Annotated in this window: 13 protein-coding genes and 1 pseudogene; 6 read left to right on the forward strand and 8 right to left on the reverse strand. The window is 73.9% G+C overall.

Going from position 1 to position 15,206, the window contains the following annotated elements; translation table 11 throughout:
• Positions 1–128: 128 nt before the first annotated feature.
• Positions 129–320 (forward strand): DUF2795 domain-containing protein, encoded by a 192-nt coding sequence (locus tag ACZ6Q9_RS04670; protein ID WP_396827788.1) that lies wholly within the window; start codon positions 129–131, stop codon positions 318–320.
• 43 nt (positions 321–363) lie between these two features.
• Here ACZ6Q9_RS04670 and erm read toward each other — a convergent pair whose 3' ends face one another.
• From erm to ACZ6Q9_RS04690, 4 genes are all read right to left on the reverse strand, one after another.
• On the reverse strand, positions 364–1,161 hold the full coding sequence (gene erm / locus ACZ6Q9_RS04675; RefSeq protein ID WP_396827790.1) for an ErmE/ErmH/ErmO/ErmR family 23S rRNA (adenine(2058)-N(6))-methyltransferase: 798 nt from the start codon (positions 1,159–1,161) through the stop codon (positions 364–366).
• Positions 1,162–1,689: 528 nt separating this feature from the next.
• The gene (locus ACZ6Q9_RS04680) at positions 1,690–2,595 is read right to left on the reverse strand and encodes a Gfo/Idh/MocA family protein (RefSeq protein WP_393450940.1); all 906 of its coding nucleotides are present in this window, start codon (positions 2,593–2,595) and stop codon (positions 1,690–1,692) included.
• 103 nt (positions 2,596–2,698) lie between these two features.
• Complete coding sequence (locus ACZ6Q9_RS04685; RefSeq protein ID WP_396827791.1) at positions 2,699–3,922, reverse strand: glycosyltransferase; 1,224 nt, start codon at positions 3,920–3,922, stop codon at positions 2,699–2,701.
• A 131-nt stretch (positions 3,923–4,053) separates the two neighbouring features.
• Positions 4,054–5,424 (reverse strand): glycosyltransferase family 2 protein, encoded by a 1,371-nt coding sequence (locus ACZ6Q9_RS04690; RefSeq protein WP_396827793.1) that lies wholly within the window; start codon positions 5,422–5,424, stop codon positions 4,054–4,056.
• A gap of 338 nt (positions 5,425–5,762) precedes the next feature.
• Between ACZ6Q9_RS04690 and ACZ6Q9_RS04695 the strand changes: the two genes are divergently transcribed.
• Both ACZ6Q9_RS04695 and ACZ6Q9_RS04700 read left to right on the forward strand, forming a co-directional pair.
• Positions 5,763–6,158 (forward strand): hypothetical protein, encoded by a 396-nt coding sequence (locus ACZ6Q9_RS04695; RefSeq protein ID WP_350703661.1) that lies wholly within the window; start codon positions 5,763–5,765, stop codon positions 6,156–6,158.
• A pseudogene (locus tag ACZ6Q9_RS04700) lies at positions 6,151–6,641 on the forward strand (hypothetical protein). Before ACZ6Q9_RS04695 ends, ACZ6Q9_RS04700 begins: the two are co-directional and overlap by 8 nt.
• Here ACZ6Q9_RS04700 and fabG read toward each other — a convergent pair.
• Complete coding sequence (fabG, locus tag ACZ6Q9_RS04705; RefSeq protein WP_393261106.1) at positions 6,614–7,372, reverse strand: 3-oxoacyl-ACP reductase FabG; 759 nt, start codon at positions 7,370–7,372, stop codon at positions 6,614–6,616. The pseudogene ACZ6Q9_RS04700 and the gene fabG overlap by 28 nt on opposite strands.
• Before the next feature lie 143 nt (positions 7,373–7,515).
• Between fabG and ACZ6Q9_RS04710 the strand changes: the two genes are divergently transcribed.
• Positions 7,516–9,105 carry a DUF4139 domain-containing protein gene (locus ACZ6Q9_RS04710; protein WP_396827796.1) on the forward strand — a complete coding sequence of 530 codons (1,590 nt, stop codon included), beginning with the start codon at positions 7,516–7,518 and terminating at the stop codon, positions 9,103–9,105.
• Positions 9,106–9,154: 49 nt separating this feature from the next.
• On the opposite strand, the gene ACZ6Q9_RS04715 is transcribed toward ACZ6Q9_RS04710, so the two are convergent.
• On the reverse strand, positions 9,155–10,807 hold the full coding sequence (locus ACZ6Q9_RS04715; RefSeq protein ID WP_396827798.1) for an alpha-amylase family protein: 1,653 nt from the start codon (positions 10,805–10,807) through the stop codon (positions 9,155–9,157).
• Between the two features lie 89 nt (positions 10,808–10,896).
• Between ACZ6Q9_RS04715 and ACZ6Q9_RS04720 the strand changes: the two genes are divergently transcribed.
• Entirely contained in the window at positions 10,897–11,499 is a 603-nt protein-coding gene (locus tag ACZ6Q9_RS04720) for a DUF1349 domain-containing protein (RefSeq protein WP_393450916.1), read from the forward strand.
• Positions 11,500–11,587: 88 nt separating this feature from the next.
• Positions 11,588–12,259, forward strand: a complete 672-nt coding sequence (locus ACZ6Q9_RS04725; RefSeq protein ID WP_396827800.1) for a DedA family protein — start codon at positions 11,588–11,590, stop codon at positions 12,257–12,259.
• A gap of 10 nt (positions 12,260–12,269) precedes the next feature.
• On the opposite strand, the gene ACZ6Q9_RS04730 is transcribed toward ACZ6Q9_RS04725, so the two are convergent.
• Entirely contained in the window at positions 12,270–13,631 is a 1,362-nt protein-coding gene (locus tag ACZ6Q9_RS04730) for a chitinase (RefSeq protein ID WP_393261120.1), read from the reverse strand.
• A 128-nt stretch (positions 13,632–13,759) separates the two neighbouring features.
• Complete coding sequence (locus ACZ6Q9_RS04735; RefSeq protein WP_396827802.1) at positions 13,760–15,172, reverse strand: carbohydrate-binding protein; 1,413 nt, start codon at positions 15,170–15,172, stop codon at positions 13,760–13,762.
• Between the last annotated feature and the right edge of the window lie 34 nt (positions 15,173–15,206).

Here is a 15,206-nt window from a genome sequence, read left to right on the forward strand (position 1 = left end):
CGGGGCGGCACCCCCGCCGGTCCCGCGCGACGTGGGCCGCGCGGGACCGGACCTGAGCGGGGCGTGGGGGCCCGGGACCCGGGAGGCACAGGCGGTGTGCCGTCGGGCTGAGCGGGTAGCCCGTCGGCATGACCGTCACCGGCGTGCAGTTGCAGGAGTACCTGGCCGGGCTCGACTACCCGGTCTCCCGGGAGGACCTGGTCCGCTGGGGCCAGGAGAACGGGGTCAGCACGGAGATGCTCCAGATGCTCCGGTCCCTGCCGACGGAGGAGTTCGGCTCCCCCGCCGAGCTGAACGAGGCCCTGAACACGCTGGCCTGACCCGCGGCACGACCTGCACGCCACACTCCAGCGGCTGGCCGGCTCACCTGGCGTGCAGCAGCCGGAACAGCACCAGCCACTGCTCCGGCCAGACGTGCCCGACCGGGGTGGCCGGGTCGAGCCGCGTCGCCCGCAGCGCCGCCGACAGCCGCGCCCGCGGGTGGTGCCGGCCCAGCGAGGCCGCGAGCGAGCCGCCGACCCCGCCGAAGCCGATCTCCACCATCCGCCGGTACGCGGGCAGCGCCGACTCGGCCAGCAGCGGCTCCGGCCGCCGCTCGACGCGCAGGATGCCGGCGTCCACCCCGGGCACCGGGCGGAACGCGGTGCGGGGCACCCGCCCGGCGAGCCGCCAGCCGAACTCCGGCCAGGTCAGGACGGTGAGCCGGGTCCACCGGCCGTAGTCGCCGCTGCGCCGTCGGGCGTACTCGAGTTGGGTGAGCAGGGTCGCCGCGCGCAGCCCGGGCGCGGCCAGGCACCACCGCACCACGGCCGAGGTGAGCGACCAGGGGATGTTGCCGACCACGTCGAACTCCTCCGGCGGAGCCGTCGCGGTCAGGAAGTCGGTCTGGCGGTGGGTGACGTTCGGCAGGCCGGCGCAGACCCTGGCCAACTCGGCGCCGGCGGCGGGGTCCACCTCGTACGCCATCAGGTGCCGGCAGCGGGCGGCGAGCGGCCGGGTGAGCTGGCCCCGGCCGGCGCCCACCTCCAGCAGGAGCCGGTCGGGCCGAGGTCGGGCGGCGTGCACCAGCCGGGCGATCGCGGCCGGGTCGACGAGGAAGTTCTGGGAGAGTACGCGCCGGGAGCGGTCGCGTTCGGTTGCTCGGGTACGGCGGGGCGCCACGGGTCGTCGTCCTGTCTGTCGCCGTGCGGCGACGGTGCGGACAGGCAGCCGGAAGGGGGCCTGTCCGAGGGAAGAGTGGACTCGGACGGCCCTGGGCGTGGCGCGGGGACTGCGGGTCGGCGGCGCACGGCGGCACCCACCGCCCGGCCGGAGACCGGGGTCGGTGCGGCACGCCACCGCCCGGCCGGAGACGGGGGTGGCGCGCGGCACGTCACCCGGGCGGGTGACCGGGGTGGCGCCGACGGCGGCACCACCCCGGGGTGTCACCCGGGGCGGCGGTGGGGCGGCGCCGAGGGCCCGGCCAGGACCGGGCGGAGGGCGCCGTGCGTGCGGTGCGGGATCAGTCGCGGGTCGCGCCGGCCAGGGCCGGACGCCGGACTCGCAGGCGGGCCAGCAGTGGCCCGAAGGCGGCCGGCGTGCCGACCCCCTCGATCAGAGCGTGCGCGGACATGCCCGCGACCCTAGCTCCGTCGTCGCCGACCGGCGACCGCTTTTCCGCCTCAGGTCGGCAGGTCGACGGTGCGGCCCTCAAGCCGGCAGGTCGACGGTGCGGCCCTCGGCGCGGGCGGTCTCGGCGGCGGCGAGCACGGCGACGACCTCGCGGCCGAAGCGCACGTCGCAGCGGTGGTCCCGGGTGCCCGACCCGATCTCCTCCAGCAACTGGTCGATCGCCACCCCCAACGCGGTGGCCGAGTCGCCCTCGCCGGCCGGGACGGTCTCGACGCCGTTCTCGCCGTAGAAGACGAACTCCCGGCTCACCGCCTCGGGCGGGGCGTCCAGGGTCAGCGAGATCGTGCTCGTCGCTCCCCCGTCGTGGGTGAGCAGCAGGTGGACGAGCCCGCGCGGCCCGTCCATCGCGGCGACCCGGGTGACCCGGCCGAGCACCGGCAGGATGACCGACAGCGCGTGCGGGCCGATGTCCCAGAGCGCGCCGTGCTGCCGCCGCCAGGGCGAGGCGCCGTACGGGCTGCTCGGCTGGAAGATCGAGCCGAACCGGACCGCCTTCGCGGTGTGCCACCCGCCGACGGCGGCGGTCGAGGCCAGGAAGGCGGCGATGTCCGGCTGGTAGCGGCCGGTGAAGAAGACCACCGAGGCGACGCCGGCCGCCTGCGCGGCGTCGACCACCCGGTCGGCGTCGGCGACGCTCAACGCGAGCGGCTTGTCCAGCAGCAGGTGCCGGCCGGCGGCCGCCGCGCGGGTCGCGATGTCGGCCTGGACGTCCGGCGGGAGGGCCACCGCGACCGCGTCGCAGGCGTCGAGCAGTGCGTCGACGTCGGTGAACGCCGGCGCCCCGTAGCGGTCGGCCAGGCTGGCGGCCTTGCGCGGGTCGCGGCCCCACACCCCGGCGATCGTGGCCCCCGGGTGCGCGTGCAGCGCCGCGCCGTGCGTCTGCGCCGCCCAGTGACCGGTGCCGAACAACCCGAACCGCACCACGAGAACCTCCACATCGTCGTCACACCACGTTACCCGCGGCCATGAGCCGCGCCAGGGCCTGTGTCGGATGTCGTCGGCGCGCCCGATTTCCGATACAGGCTGCTCACGCCCGCAGTGTGGCGGCCAACCGCTTCGCGGCGACCTGCGCTCCGTCGGTGCGTATGACCGCGGCGAACGCGCGGGCGCGGGCGGCCACCTCGGGCCGGAGTGCGCCGCCAAGAGCCGCGGTCAGCGACTCGACGGTCGGTACCGCGCCGGGATGTTCGCTGCCGATGCCGAGCGCGGACACTCGTCGCGCGAAGTAGTGCTGGTCGTAGACCTGCGGTATGACGACCTGCGGCGTCCCGGCCAGCGCGGCCGTGGTGGTGGTGCCCGAGCCGCCGTGGTGGACCACCGCGGCCACCCCCTTGAACAGCGCCTGCTGGTTCACCTCGCCGACGACCATGCAGTCGGGGGCCCGGTCGACCAGCGAAAGGGGTGCCCATCCCCGGGAGACGACCAGACGGCAACCGACCGCGCGCACCGCCTGGAGGGCCGTCTCCAGCAGGCCCGGGGGTGCGGCGATACTGCCGAATCCGACGTAGACGCACGGCCCACCGGCGTCCAGGAAGGTCGCCAACTCGGTGGGCAGGGCCCGCTCGTCCGGCAGGAGCCAGGCACCCGGTTGATAGACAGCCGTGTCGGCGGTGTCCGGCCAGGGCGCCATTGTCGCGTCGGCGGCCAGCCACGGCTGGTCGGTGTGGATGTGGTCGCTGACGTCGTCGACCGGAACCAGTCCGACCGCCGCCCGGAGCGCGTTAAGCGGCGCGCGGAAGGTGTCGTTGACGTGCCGCAGGTTGGCGGCCCACAGTTCGCGGTTGTCGGCCGACGGGGGCGCGGGCACCTCCCCGAGCAGCGGCAGCGGTAACGGGGGATGGTGCGGTGAGGGAAAGACCGCCGGGCAGAGCGCCGCGAAGAGGTACGGTATGCCCCGCTTTTCCGCCACGGAGCGGGCGGCGACCTGAAGGCCGGTCGACGCGACGAGGGCGTCACAGTCCCGGGCCGCCCCCGACAACACCTCGAACTGGATGCCGATGGAGGACTCGGCCAGCTGACGTACCCGTGCCGGCGAGGGTCGAGGCGCGGCAGCGCGCGGCCCGGGCGCCGCCGACCTGCGCCAGGGCGGGCCGATGGGCACGAAGGGAATCCCGAAGGCGGCCACCCACCGGGCGAAGTCCGGTGGGGCGCAGAGGCGGACCTGCACGTCGAGAGCCTTCAACCGCGATGCCAGCGCCACGAGGGGTTGGACGTCGCCGCGTGACCCGAGGGTCGACAGCAATACGCGCATATTACTCGCCTTTCCGTCGCTGGAGGCGGATCCGGGCGCGGTGGAACCAGCCGGGACACCACGTCGGGCCCGGCCGCACGGTCGATCTGCCACCTGGCACCGGGAGAGCGCCCCGGCGCCGGTGCCGCATGTCACGCCTTGGCGGCGACCTGGCCGGCCACTCGGCGCGCGACGCCGGTCACGGGCTGGCGGGCCCGTAGCGTCAACACGTCGCCGAGCCCCTCGACCGCGCGCAGCTCGGCCGCGCACTCGGCGGCCTGCGTCTGGCGCAGGTAGTCCAGCGTCTGCGGGTCGGCGGCGCACATCCCCGGCGTCGGGTCGGCGGTGGCGACCAGGTGGACCTCGCCGGCCAGCAGTAGCGAGGCGGAGATGAACTGGCAGAGCTCCGGCCACAGCAGGTACCGCCAGAAGTCGACGCTGACCACCGCGTCCAGACTGCCCGGCGGCATGGGTGGGGCGACGCCGAGCAGGTGGAAGTTGGTCGGCCCGACGGGTGCGGCGTAGTCGAAGGTGAGCGCCGAGGCGGGCAGCCCCGACCCGGCACGGCCGGTGCCTATCCAGAGCGCCCTGGGCCCCCGCAACTGGCCGGCGAGGCGCGCGGCGGCGGGCCCGATGGCGCAGGCCGACCGCTCGACGCACTCGTCGATGAGCGCCCGGTAGTGCAGAATCCGCCGGATCGCCTCATACCCCATGACCGCGGTGAGGAACTCCCATTCGAGGCAGGGGTACAACCTGGCGGCCTGCTGGAAGTTGGCCTTCATCTCCATCCAGTTGCGGGTGATGTTCTTGTGGTGCGGCAGGTGGAAGACCCGGGCCTCGTCGTCGTAGCCGAAGTTGACGCCGTCCGGCAGGCTCCGGTCCACGCGGTAGAACAGCTCGACGTCCTCCACGCCGTAGCGCAGACCGAACGCCTCGCGGTAGCCGCCGACCTGCGCGAAGAGCGAGCTGGCGAGCGAGATGTTGTGCGTGTAGGCGACCACCCAGCCGGCCCGGAGCCAGTCGCCGTCGTCGCTCGGTAGGCCCGTCGCGAACCGCAGGTCCCCACCGTGCGGGAAGGAACGCGAAATCGTGTGCGACTCGCCGGCCAGCACGGCGGGCAGGTCCGCGAGGCCGATCTCGTCCCGCCGGCCGATCAGCACCGCCGCGTTACCGGGCGCGCTGTGCCACGCCAGGTGCCTCTCCAACAGGTCGGGCGCGGCCCACGAGTCGGCGTCGAGGAAGACCAGCAGGGGCGCGGAGGCACGCCGTGCCCCCTCGTTCCGGGCTACGGAGCGGCCCTTCCGCCCGGGCAGTTCCACCACGCGCAGGCGGAGACCGGCACCTTCGGCAAGAGCCTCGGCGTACCTGTCGGACGAGCCACCGTCCCGGACCACGATGACTTCGAAGCGTTCGGGCGGCAGCGTCTGTCGGGTCAGCGCCTGGAGGGTCAGCGCGAGGCACTGCGGATCCTGGTAGGTCGGCATGACCACGCTCAGCGCCGGGCGGGTGGTGGGCAACGACATGGCGATCCTCTCCGTCAGACGAACTTGCCATCGGAGGTCAGGCGACGATTGCCGGAGAAGAAGAGAATACTTTTCGTAACCTTCCCCTCACCCATAAATAGGGGTCGATAGGGGGGCACCGTCCCCTCGCGACAGTCGTCGCCTCGGCCAGGCTCACTCCCGCGCCCGCCGGCACGACACGGCCGGGCGTCGGACGCCCCGGGCGCCGGGCCGGGCGGACGACGGGCCGTCGAGGCGGGGCGGACGACGGGCCGTCGAGGCGGGGCGGCGGGTGGCGGGGTTTACTACGCGGGTTAGTAGGCTGTGCCGGTGACCGAAGCGCACCCGGGACGGCCCCGATGACCAGCGCAGCCTCGGCCGGTTCGCCGGTGGACGGGCTCCTCGCGACCGCCTCGATCGTGCTCTCGCTCCTCGTCGCCGCCTGGGCCCTGGTGGCAACGCTGCGCCATCGCGCGCCGGACCGGGTGCAGTTCGCCGGTCTGGCCCTGCTGGAGGCGGCGCTGCTCGTGCTCGCGGTGGTGGCGGGGGTCGCCCTCGGCGGCGGCGAGCGCCCCGGGGAGCCGGGGGCCTTCTTCGGTTACCTGGCGACGCTGGTCTGCCTGCCGCCGCTGGCCTGGGTGCTGGCCCGGATGGAGCCGACCCGCTGGGGCTCGGCCATCGTCTGCGCGGTCTGCCTGGTCACGCCGGTGGTCGTCGTGCGGCTGCAACAGACGTGGGAGGTGCTGGGTGGCTGAGGTGCGGGCCCCGGAGCGGACGCGGACCAACGCCGGCCCGGGACGGCTGCTGATCGCGGTCTACCTGCTCTTCGCGATCGCCGCCACCAGCCGCGCCGGCCTCCAGATCGCCACGAGGTTCGACGAGGCCCCCGTGGCGTACCTGCTCTCGGCCCTCGCCGCGGCCATCTACATCGTCGCGGCGGTGGGGCTGGCGCGTGCGGGTGCCGCCGGCCGGCGCGTCGCCCTGGCGTGCTGCACAGTGGAGCTGGCCGGGGTGCTCGGCGTCGGCATCCTCAGCGTGGCCGACCCGGAGCTGTTCCCGGACGAGACGGTCTGGTCGCGGTTCGGCAGCGGGTACGGCTACATCCCGCTGGTCCTGCCGGTGCTCGGCCTGCTCTGGCTCTGGCGCACCCGCACCGCCCGCACCTGACCCACCCCGCCTCGCCGGGACGGGGTGGGACGTGGGGGCGGGATCAGTCCTTGGGGCCGCCGGCGACGTAGACGACCTGGCCGGAGACGAACGACGCTCCCTCGCTGACCAGGAACGAGATGGTGTGCGCGACGTCCTCCGGCCGGCCGGGGCGGCGGACCGGGATCTCCGCCGCGGCGTGCTTCTGGAGGTCGTCGAAGTCGACCTTCATCCGGGCGGCGGTGGCGGCGGTCATGTCGGTGACGATGAAGCCGGGCGCGACCGCGTTGACGGTCACCCCGAACGGGCCCAGCTCGATGGCGAGCGTCTTGGTGAAGCCCTGGAGGCCGGCCTTCGCGGCGGAGTAGTTCGCCTGGCCCCGGTTGCCCAGCGCGGAGGTGCTGGAGAGGTTGACGATCCGGCCCCACTTCTGCTCGACCATGTGCTTCTGGGCCACCTGGCTGAACAGGAACGCGCCGCGCAGGTGCACGCCCATGACCGTGTCCCAGTCGGTGTCGCTCATCTTGAACAGCAGGTTGTCGCGCAGCACGCCGGCGTTGTTCACCAGCACGGTCGGCGCGCCCAGCCCGGCGGCGACCCGCTCCACGGCCGCCTCGACCTGGGCCCGGTCGGACACGTCGGCGCCGACGCCAAGCGCCCGGCCACCGGCGGCGGCGATCGCGTCCACCGTGTCCTTGGTCGCCGACTCGTCGATGTCGACCACCGCGACCGCGAGGCCGTCGGCGGCCAGCCGGCGGGCGGTGGCCGCCCCGATCCCCCGCGCCGCCCCCGTGACGATGGCGACCCGCTGTTCCTCCGACATGCCTACCTCCCGGTAACTTCCGCTCGATCGGAGGAGCTTAACCCAGGCGTACGGCGTGCCGGCCGGGCGCGGGACGCCGGTCCTGCCGACACCCCGCCGCGGCCTACCGGGGTTACGAGCACGGTTCGGCTACCGTCGCCGCCGTGAACGCAGTGGAGATCGAAGCACCCGTCGTCGGTGTCACCGTCTACCCGGACCGGGCCCGGGTCACCCGCCGGGGCAGCACCCGGTTGACCGCCGGTGAGCACCGCGTACGCGTCGCACCGTTGCCGCTGGGCCTGCGGCGGGACTCGGTACGGGTCGGCGGCCGGGGCGCGGTCACCGTGCTCGGCGTGGACGTGACGACGTGGCGGCAGGCACGCAGCACCGACGGGCAGGTCCGCGAGCTGGAGCAGCGGAGCCGGGAGCTGGCCGACGAGCTGGCCGAGGTCGACGACGCGGACGAGATCGAGGCGCAGCGGGGGCAGTTCATCGGCCGGCTGGCCGAGCGGGCCGGCGGCACGTACGCCCGCGCGTTGGCCTCCGGTGACGCCGCCCCGACCGACGTGGCCAGCTTCGCCGACTCGGTGGCCGGCCAGCTCGCCGACTCCCGCAGCCGCCGGCGCGGGTTGGCCCGGCGACGTGCCGACCTGGCCGAGGAGCTGGCGGCCGTCGAGCGGCAGTTGGCGGCGGCGAACGGCAAGCGGGAACCGGACCGGCTGGCCGCCGAGGTGACCGTGGCGGTGGACGCCGACGACGCCGAGCTGGACCTGGAGCTGACCTACCTGGTCGACGGGGCCCGCTGGCAGCCCTCCTACGACCTGCGGCTGGTCGACGACACCATGACCGTCACCTGGTTCGGCCTGGTCAGCCAGGACACCGGCGAGGACTGGCCGGAGTGCGAGCTCCAGCTCTCGACCGCCCGGCCGGCGGCGGCGGCCGGCGTACCCGAACTGTCGCCCTGGTATCTCGACCGGGTCCGGCCGGCACCGCCGATGCCCATGTCGACGGCGAGCTTCGGCGCACTGCCGCCGCCCCCGGCGCCCGGCGCGGCGCCGGCCGCCGCGGGTGGTACGGCCCGGTCCGCCGCGCCGCGCCCCAAGGTGCGGGAGAGCGTGGCCACGGTCGAGCAGGGGGTCACCGCCGCCACCTACCGGCCGGCCCGTCCGGTCGCGGTGCCGGCGGACGGCAGCGCGCACCGGGCCACCATCGCCGTGCTGGAGCTGCCGGCCCGGCTGGACCACGTGACCGTGCCGGTCCGCGCGGCCGAGGCGCACCTGCGTGCGACGGTCCGCAACACCTCGGCGCACACGCTGCTCCCCGGCCCGGCGGCGGTCTTCCACGGCGCCGACTTCGTCGCGGCCACCCGGCTGCCGACGTGGGCGCCCGGCGAGGAGACCGAACTGGCGCTCGGGGTGGACGACCGGGTACGGGTGGAGCGGAAGCTGGGCCGGCGCGCCGACACCCGGGCCACGCTCGGCTCGACCCGGCGCCGGGAGGTGGAGTACCGGATCAGCGTCGCCAACCACACGCCCCAGGCGGCGACGGTGGAGGTGCGCGACCAGCTTCCGGTGTCCCGCGACGAGGCGGTGGTCGTCCGGGAAGCCACCCTCGTCCCGCCGCCGGCCGAGCGTACCGAGCTGGGCGAGCTGACCTGGCGGCTGCGGCTCGGGCCGGGCGAGAGCGGCGAGATCACCATGGGCTTCCGGGTCGAACTCGCCAAGGGGGTCGAACTGGCCGGCTGGCGGGAGTGACCGGTCGTCCGTCGAGGTGGGGCGGACGACCGTTCGACAGGGAGCCGGGCTAGAGGCCGCGGCCCCGGCAGAGGCGGATCCACCGGTAGCCGTGGCCGGCCAGCTTGAGGCGGTCCAGCTTGCCGACCCCGCCGTAGTTGCGGTCGGCGAGGACGTCGACGGGGAGGTCCGCCTCCGGCTCCAGCGTGCCCAGGTCCACCTCGGCGTCGGAGGTGCCGAGGTTGTGCAGGAAGACCATCGTCCCGGTCCGCCCGTCGGCCCGGTGCGCCAGCACGCCCGGCGGCATCGCCACGTCGATGTGCGTGGTCGAGCCCGAGCCCACCTCGGGGGCCTCGCGGAGCGTACGGATCATCCGCTCGAACCAGGCGAGCAGCGACCTGGGGTCGCCGCGCTGGGCGGTGACGTTGACCTTCTCGTAGCCGAAGTCGCCCTTGTCGACCACCGGCCGGACCAGCTTCTCGGGGTCGGCCGTGGAGAATCCGGCGTTCGGCTGGTACGACCACTGCATCGGGGTGCGGATCGCCTCCCGGCCGGGCAGCGACAGGTCCTCCCCCATGCCGATCTCCTCGCCGTAGCGCAGCACCGGCGTGCCGCGCAGCGAGAACTGGAGCGAGTACGCCAGCTCGATGCGCCGGCGGTCGTTGCCGAGCATCGGGGCGAGCCGGCGGCGGATGCCCCGGTCGTAGATGCGCATGTTCTCGTCGGGGCCGAACTCCGCGTACACCTGGTTGCGCTGTTCGGCGGTGAGCCGGGACAGGTCGATCTCGTCGTGGTTGCGCAGGAAGGTGGCCCACTGCCCACCCTCGGGCAGCGCGGGGGTGTCCCGCAGCGCCTCGATGATCGGCTCCGGGTCCTGCCGGGCCAGGGCCAGCATCAGCCGCCCGTTGAGCATGAAGTCGAAGAGCATGTGCAGGCGGTTCGCCGAGCCGCCGGCGTCGGCGAAGAAGGTCGGTAGCTGGTCGGGCTCCACGTTGGCCTCGGCGAGCAGGACGGCGTCGCCCCGGCGCCACTGCACGTGCTGGCGCAGCTCGGTGAGGAAGTCGAAGTCCTTCGGGGAGTTCGGGTTGCCCGCCTCGGTCAGTTCGATGATGAACGGCACGGCGTCCATCCGGAAGCCGGAGACGCCGAGCTGGAGCCAGAACGAGACGATCTTCTTGACCTCCTCGCGCACCTTCGGGTTGGCGAAGTTGAGGTCCGGCTGGAACTTGTAGAACCGGTGGTAGAACCACGCCTTGGCGGTCCGGTCGTAGGTCCAGGTCTCGTTCTGCTCGCCGGGGAAGACCATGCCCTGGTGGCGGTCGTCCGGCTCGTGGTCGGACCAGACGTACCAGTCGCGGTACGGCGAGTCCGGCGAGGAGCGGGCGGACTGGAACCAGGGGTGCTCGTCCGAGGTGTGGTTCACGACCAGGTCGATGATCACCCGGATGCCGCGGTTCTGCGCCTGGTGCAGCAGCTCCGCGAAGTCGCCGAGGGTGCCGAAGCGGGGATCGACGTTGTAGAAGTCGGTGGCGTCGTAGCCGTCGTCGCGGTTGGGCGACGGGTGGATGGGGTGCAGCCAGAGGCAGGTGACGCCCAGCCGGGCGAGGTAGTCGAGTCGGCCGATCAGGCCCCTGATGTCGCCGACGCCGTCGCCGTCGGAGTCCGCGTACGTGTCGATGTCGAGGCAGTAGACGACGGCCTCGGAATACCACCTGTCAGCCATGCCGACCTAATGTCTCCGATCCCCGCGTCCGGCAAACGCGGGACCGGGCGGCAGCGGCGCGTGGTCCGGGCGGCGGTACGGTCGCCGGCATGGGAGACGGAGCGCGTGAAGTCGACTGGGCCGAGGGCGAGTGGTGGAACGAGCCGGTACGGGTCGAGCACGGGCCGGCCGGCGGGCTGCTGGTGGAGCCGGCCGGGGGCAGCGACCTGTGGCGGCACACCTCGTACGGCTTCGTGCACGACGACGCCCCGGCGTTGCTCGCGCCGCTGCCCGTCGGCGACGCGGTGGAGGTGGCCTTCCACCTCGACTACGGCGAGCAGTTCGACCAGGCGGGCGTGCTGGTCCGCGTCGACGAGCGGAACTGGGTGAAGGCCGGGGTGGAGGTCAGCGACGGCCTGCCGCAGGTCGGCGCCGTGGTGACCCGGGAGGTGTCCGACTGGTCGGTCGCCCCGGTGCCGGAGTGGGCCGGGCGGGAGGTGACCGTCCGGGTCAGCCGCGACCGGGACGCGCTCACCGTGCGGGCCCGGGCCGGCGGCGAGCCGTGGCGGCTGGTCCGGCTCGCCCCGCTGCCGCCGGAGGCGGTGGCGACGGCCGGGCCGTACTGCTGCTCCCCGACCCGGGCGGGGCTGCGGGTCCGGTTCACCGGGTGGCGGCGGGGGCCCGCCGACGCGGCGCTGCACCCGGAGGGCTGAGCCGGCGTGGCTCCGGACACGGGCAGGTGTGACCGGCGGGTCGCGGGGTAGAGGACTCTGATCCCCCGGCCCCGGCGAAAGGATCGCGATGGCACTCGCCGAGAACGTCGACCCGACCCGGCTCGGCGGGCTGACCGGTTGGGTGGCGGGGGTCATCGATGCCGCCGGCGCGTTCGGCGTGGCGCTGCTGGTCGCCCTGGAGAGCATCATCCCGCCGATCCCGAGCGAGATCGTCCTGGCGATGGCCGGCTACCTGGCCGGCGAGGGCCGGTTCAACGTGGTGCTGGTGGTCCTCGCCGCCACCGCCGGCTCCCTGGTGGGGGCGCTCGTCCTCTACTGGCTGGGCGCGGTCGCCGGCGAGGACCGGCTCAAGCGCTGGCTGGACCGGCTGCCGCTGGTCGACCGGGACGACCTGGAGCGGGCGGACCGCTGGTTCGAGCGGCACGGCCGGTGGGCGGTGCTCTTCGGCCGGATGATCCCGGTGGTGCGCAGCCTGGTCTCCATCCCCGCCGGGGCCAACCGCATGCCGCTGCCCGAGTTCGTCGCCTTCACGACGCTGGGCAGCGGCGTCTGGAACTCGCTCTTCGTCGGCCTGGGCTACGCCCTCGGCTCCCGCTGGCAGCGGATCGAGCGGTACAGCGACTGGTTCGACTACGGCATCGTCGCCGTCCTCGTGGTGATGATCGTCTGGTGGGCGGTCAAGAAGTCCCGCCGCCGGCGCGCCCGCCACCGCGACCGCGCCGGCGCCGCCACCCGCTGACCCGGGGCCGTCAGGGCAGGGTGGCGAGGTGGGGGGCCACCGTGCGGGCGAAGGCGTTGCCGTTGGTCACGTCCCAGTTGACCGACCAGGTCATCGCGCCGCGGATGCCCGGGTAGGTGCGCGGTGGGCGGAAGCTGCCGCAGTTGGTGCCGCGGGCCAGGCAGTCCAGCGCCGCGTTCACCACGCTCGGCGCGACGACGCCGCCACCGGCCGCGCCGGGTCCGGCCGGCAGGCCGAGGCCGACCTGGTCGGGACGCAGCCCGGCCTCCAACTGGATGCAGGCCAGCGCGACGACGAAGTTCACCGTCCCCTGGGCGTACGCGGCGTTGCGGTCGCAGCCGAGCATCGCCCCCGAGTTGTAGAACTGGGTGTTCACGACGGTGAGGATGTCCTTGATGTCGAGCGCGAGCTTGAAGTAGCTGCTGCCCGGGGACTGCATGTCGATGGTCTGCGGGGCCATCGCGATGATCAGCCGGCTGCCGACCTTGGCCCGCAGCGAGCGCAGCGCCTGCGCCATGTAGGTCGGGTTCAGCCCGTTCTCCAGGTCGATGTCGACGCCGTCGAAGCCGTACCGCTGGATCAGGGCGTGCACGCTGTCGCTGAACGCCGCGGCGGAGGCGGCGTCGTTGACCGCCACCCGGCCCGTCTCGCCGCCCACCGAGATGATCACCTTCTTGCCCCGGGACTGGAGGGTGCGCACGTCGGCGGAGAAGTCCGCGTCGGTGTAGCCGCCGAGGGCGGCGGAGAGCCCCGGGTCGACGGCGAAGGTGACGGCGCCGGGAGTGGCGGTGGCCTCGGCGAACGCGACCGCGACCACGTCGTACTCGTTCGGCACGTCGCGCAGCCGCAGTTCCACGGCGGGGTTGTCGAAGTTGTGCCAGTACCCGGTGAGGATGTGCTTCGGCAGCCCGGTGTTCGGCGGCGGGCTGGTCGGCGGCGGCGTGGTCGGGGGCGCGGTGGTGGGCGGGGCGGTGCCGCCGCCGCACGACGCGCCGTTGAGCTGGCAGTTGGCCGGGGCGCCGGGCCCGTTGCCCAGGAAGCCGAACGAGACGGAGGCGCCCGGGGCGATGCTGCCGTTCCAGGACCGGTTGGTGAAGGTGTACCGCTGGCCCGACGAGGTCAGCAGGGCGTCCCAGTACGAGCCGACGGTCGTCCCGGCCGGCAGGTCGAAGGTGACGGCCCAGCCGTCGACGGTGGTGCCGCCGCCGTTGGTGATCGTGTACTTCCCCTCCCAGCCCGACCCCCAGTCGGACGTCTTCACGAAGCTCGCGGTGGCCCCGGCGGCGAACGCCGGCATCGCCACCCACACCGCCCCGACCGCCGCGACCACGGCGGTGACCAGCGACAACACCAGAGACCTGGACCGTTTCACAGCACCCTCCACACCCGGACGACATCCATCAGCATCAACATTGACGCCTATTATTAGGACTGTTAACTGTTTCTGTCCAGGGCGGTCGGCGGGGAACCCGGGCGGCGACCGCCCGGGTTCCCCGCGGCTCAGCGGCGGAAGGTGAACCAGTTGACGTTGACGAAGTCGGCGGGCTGGCCGCTGGTGAAGGTCAGGTAGACCGTCCGGCGGCCGGTCGGGCCGGCGACGTTGCCGGGCACCGAGCGCCAGCTCTGCCAGCCCCCCGTGTTCGCGATCGCGAAGCTGCCGATCGGCGGGCTGGTCGGGCTGTCCAGCCGGACCTCCACCAGGCCGCTGACCCCGCCCGCCGCGCCGGAGGCGACCCGGGCGACGAAGTCGCGCGGCGGGGTGGCGCCGAACTCGACGTTGTCGAAGCGCACCCAGTCGCCGTTGCGCAGCGCGCCGATGTTCTGGCCGCCCTCGGCGCACGCCTCGACGATCACTCCGTTCTGCGCGCTGAACGACTCCGCCTGGATCGTCGCGTACGCGTCCCGCACGCCACCGGGAGGCGGGGTCGTCGGCGGCGGGGTGGTGCCGCCGCCCCGGCTGTAGACCGCCACGTAGTCGACCAGCATCGGCCGGCCGGGGACGGTGGCGGCCGTCGGCGTGGCCGAACCCGCGACCCCGTTCGGGAAGGCCCCGCCCATCGCCACGTTCAGCAGCAGGAAGTAGCCGGCGTGGCCGGTCATCTGCGACCAGTACGGCTCGCCGACCCGGGACTGGCTCACCGTGTGGTAGAGCTGGCCGTCGACGTACCAGCGCAGTTGCTGGGGGCTGACCGAGGCGTCCCACTCGAAGCGGTAGGTGTGGTACGCGGACTGGCAGGTGCTGCCGGGACAGGCCCGGGACGCGCCGATGCCGTTGAACTCGTCGCACGGCCCGCCGGGGGCCACGCCGCAGTGCAGCACGCCCCAGACCGAGTTGATCCCGTTGACGTTCTCCATCACGTCGAACTCGCCGATGCTCGGCCAGTTCTGGTAGTTGCCCCGGTAGGGCGAACCGAGCGCCCAGAACGCCGGCCAGTAGCCGGCCGCCTGGGCCCCGGTCACGTTCGGCATCTGGATCCGGCCCTCGATGGCGAGCACGCCGCCGGAGGGGGGCTTGAAGTTGCTGCGTACGGTCTCGATGCGGGCGGAGGTCCAGCGGCCGGAGGCGTCGCGCAGCGGGGTGATCCGCAGGTTGCCGCCGCCGTCGTGGCTGACGTTCGCGGTGCTGCTGGTGTAGGTCTGGATCTCGCCGGTGCCCCAGTTGGGCGGGCCGCCGGGGTAGCTGGTGCCGGTGTCGATGATCCAGTTCGCGGCGGACGGCAGCGTGCCGGCCGCGCCGGTGAAGTCGTCGCTCCACACCAGACTCCAGCCGGGCGCGGGCGCCGGCACGGCGGCGTTCGCGGTCACGGTCACCCCGGCCAGGGCGGTGGTGGCGACAACGGCGAGCAGGGCCGACGCCAGGGCAGGCCGGCGTCGTGGGGGCGGGGCGGCGGGGGCCGCCGGGGCAGGTGTCATGGACGTGCCTCTCTGCGGGGACGGGTCGAGAGAG

The sequence above is a fragment of the Micromonospora sp. NPDC049139 genome (genome assembly GCF_055586845.1).

Coding starts and splice junctions, on each gene's coding strand:
- ACZ6Q9_RS04715 (WP_396827798.1), bottom strand. CDS start 10,807: ATGGCTGACAGGTGGTATTCCGAGGCCGTCGTCTACTGCCTCGACATC.
- ACZ6Q9_RS04690 (WP_396827793.1), bottom strand. CDS start 5,424: ATGTCGTTGCCCACCACCCGCCCGGCGCTGAGCGTGGTCATGCCGACC.
- ACZ6Q9_RS04685 (WP_396827791.1), bottom strand. CDS start 3,922: ATGCGCGTATTGCTGTCGACCCTCGGGTCACGCGGCGACGTCCAACCC.
- ACZ6Q9_RS04720 (WP_393450916.1), top strand. CDS start 10,897: ATGGGAGACGGAGCGCGTGAAGTCGACTGGGCCGAGGGCGAGTGGTGG.
- ACZ6Q9_RS04695 (WP_350703661.1), top strand. CDS start 5,763: ATGACCAGCGCAGCCTCGGCCGGTTCGCCGGTGGACGGGCTCCTCGCG.
- fabG (WP_393261106.1), bottom strand. CDS start 7,372: ATGTCGGAGGAACAGCGGGTCGCCATCGTCACGGGGGCGGCGCGGGGG.
- ACZ6Q9_RS04725 (WP_396827800.1), top strand. CDS start 11,588: ATGGCACTCGCCGAGAACGTCGACCCGACCCGGCTCGGCGGGCTGACC.
- ACZ6Q9_RS04735 (WP_396827802.1), bottom strand. CDS start 15,172: ATGACACCTGCCCCGGCGGCCCCCGCCGCCCCGCCCCCACGACGCCGG.
- ACZ6Q9_RS04670 (WP_396827788.1), top strand. CDS start 129: ATGACCGTCACCGGCGTGCAGTTGCAGGAGTACCTGGCCGGGCTCGAC.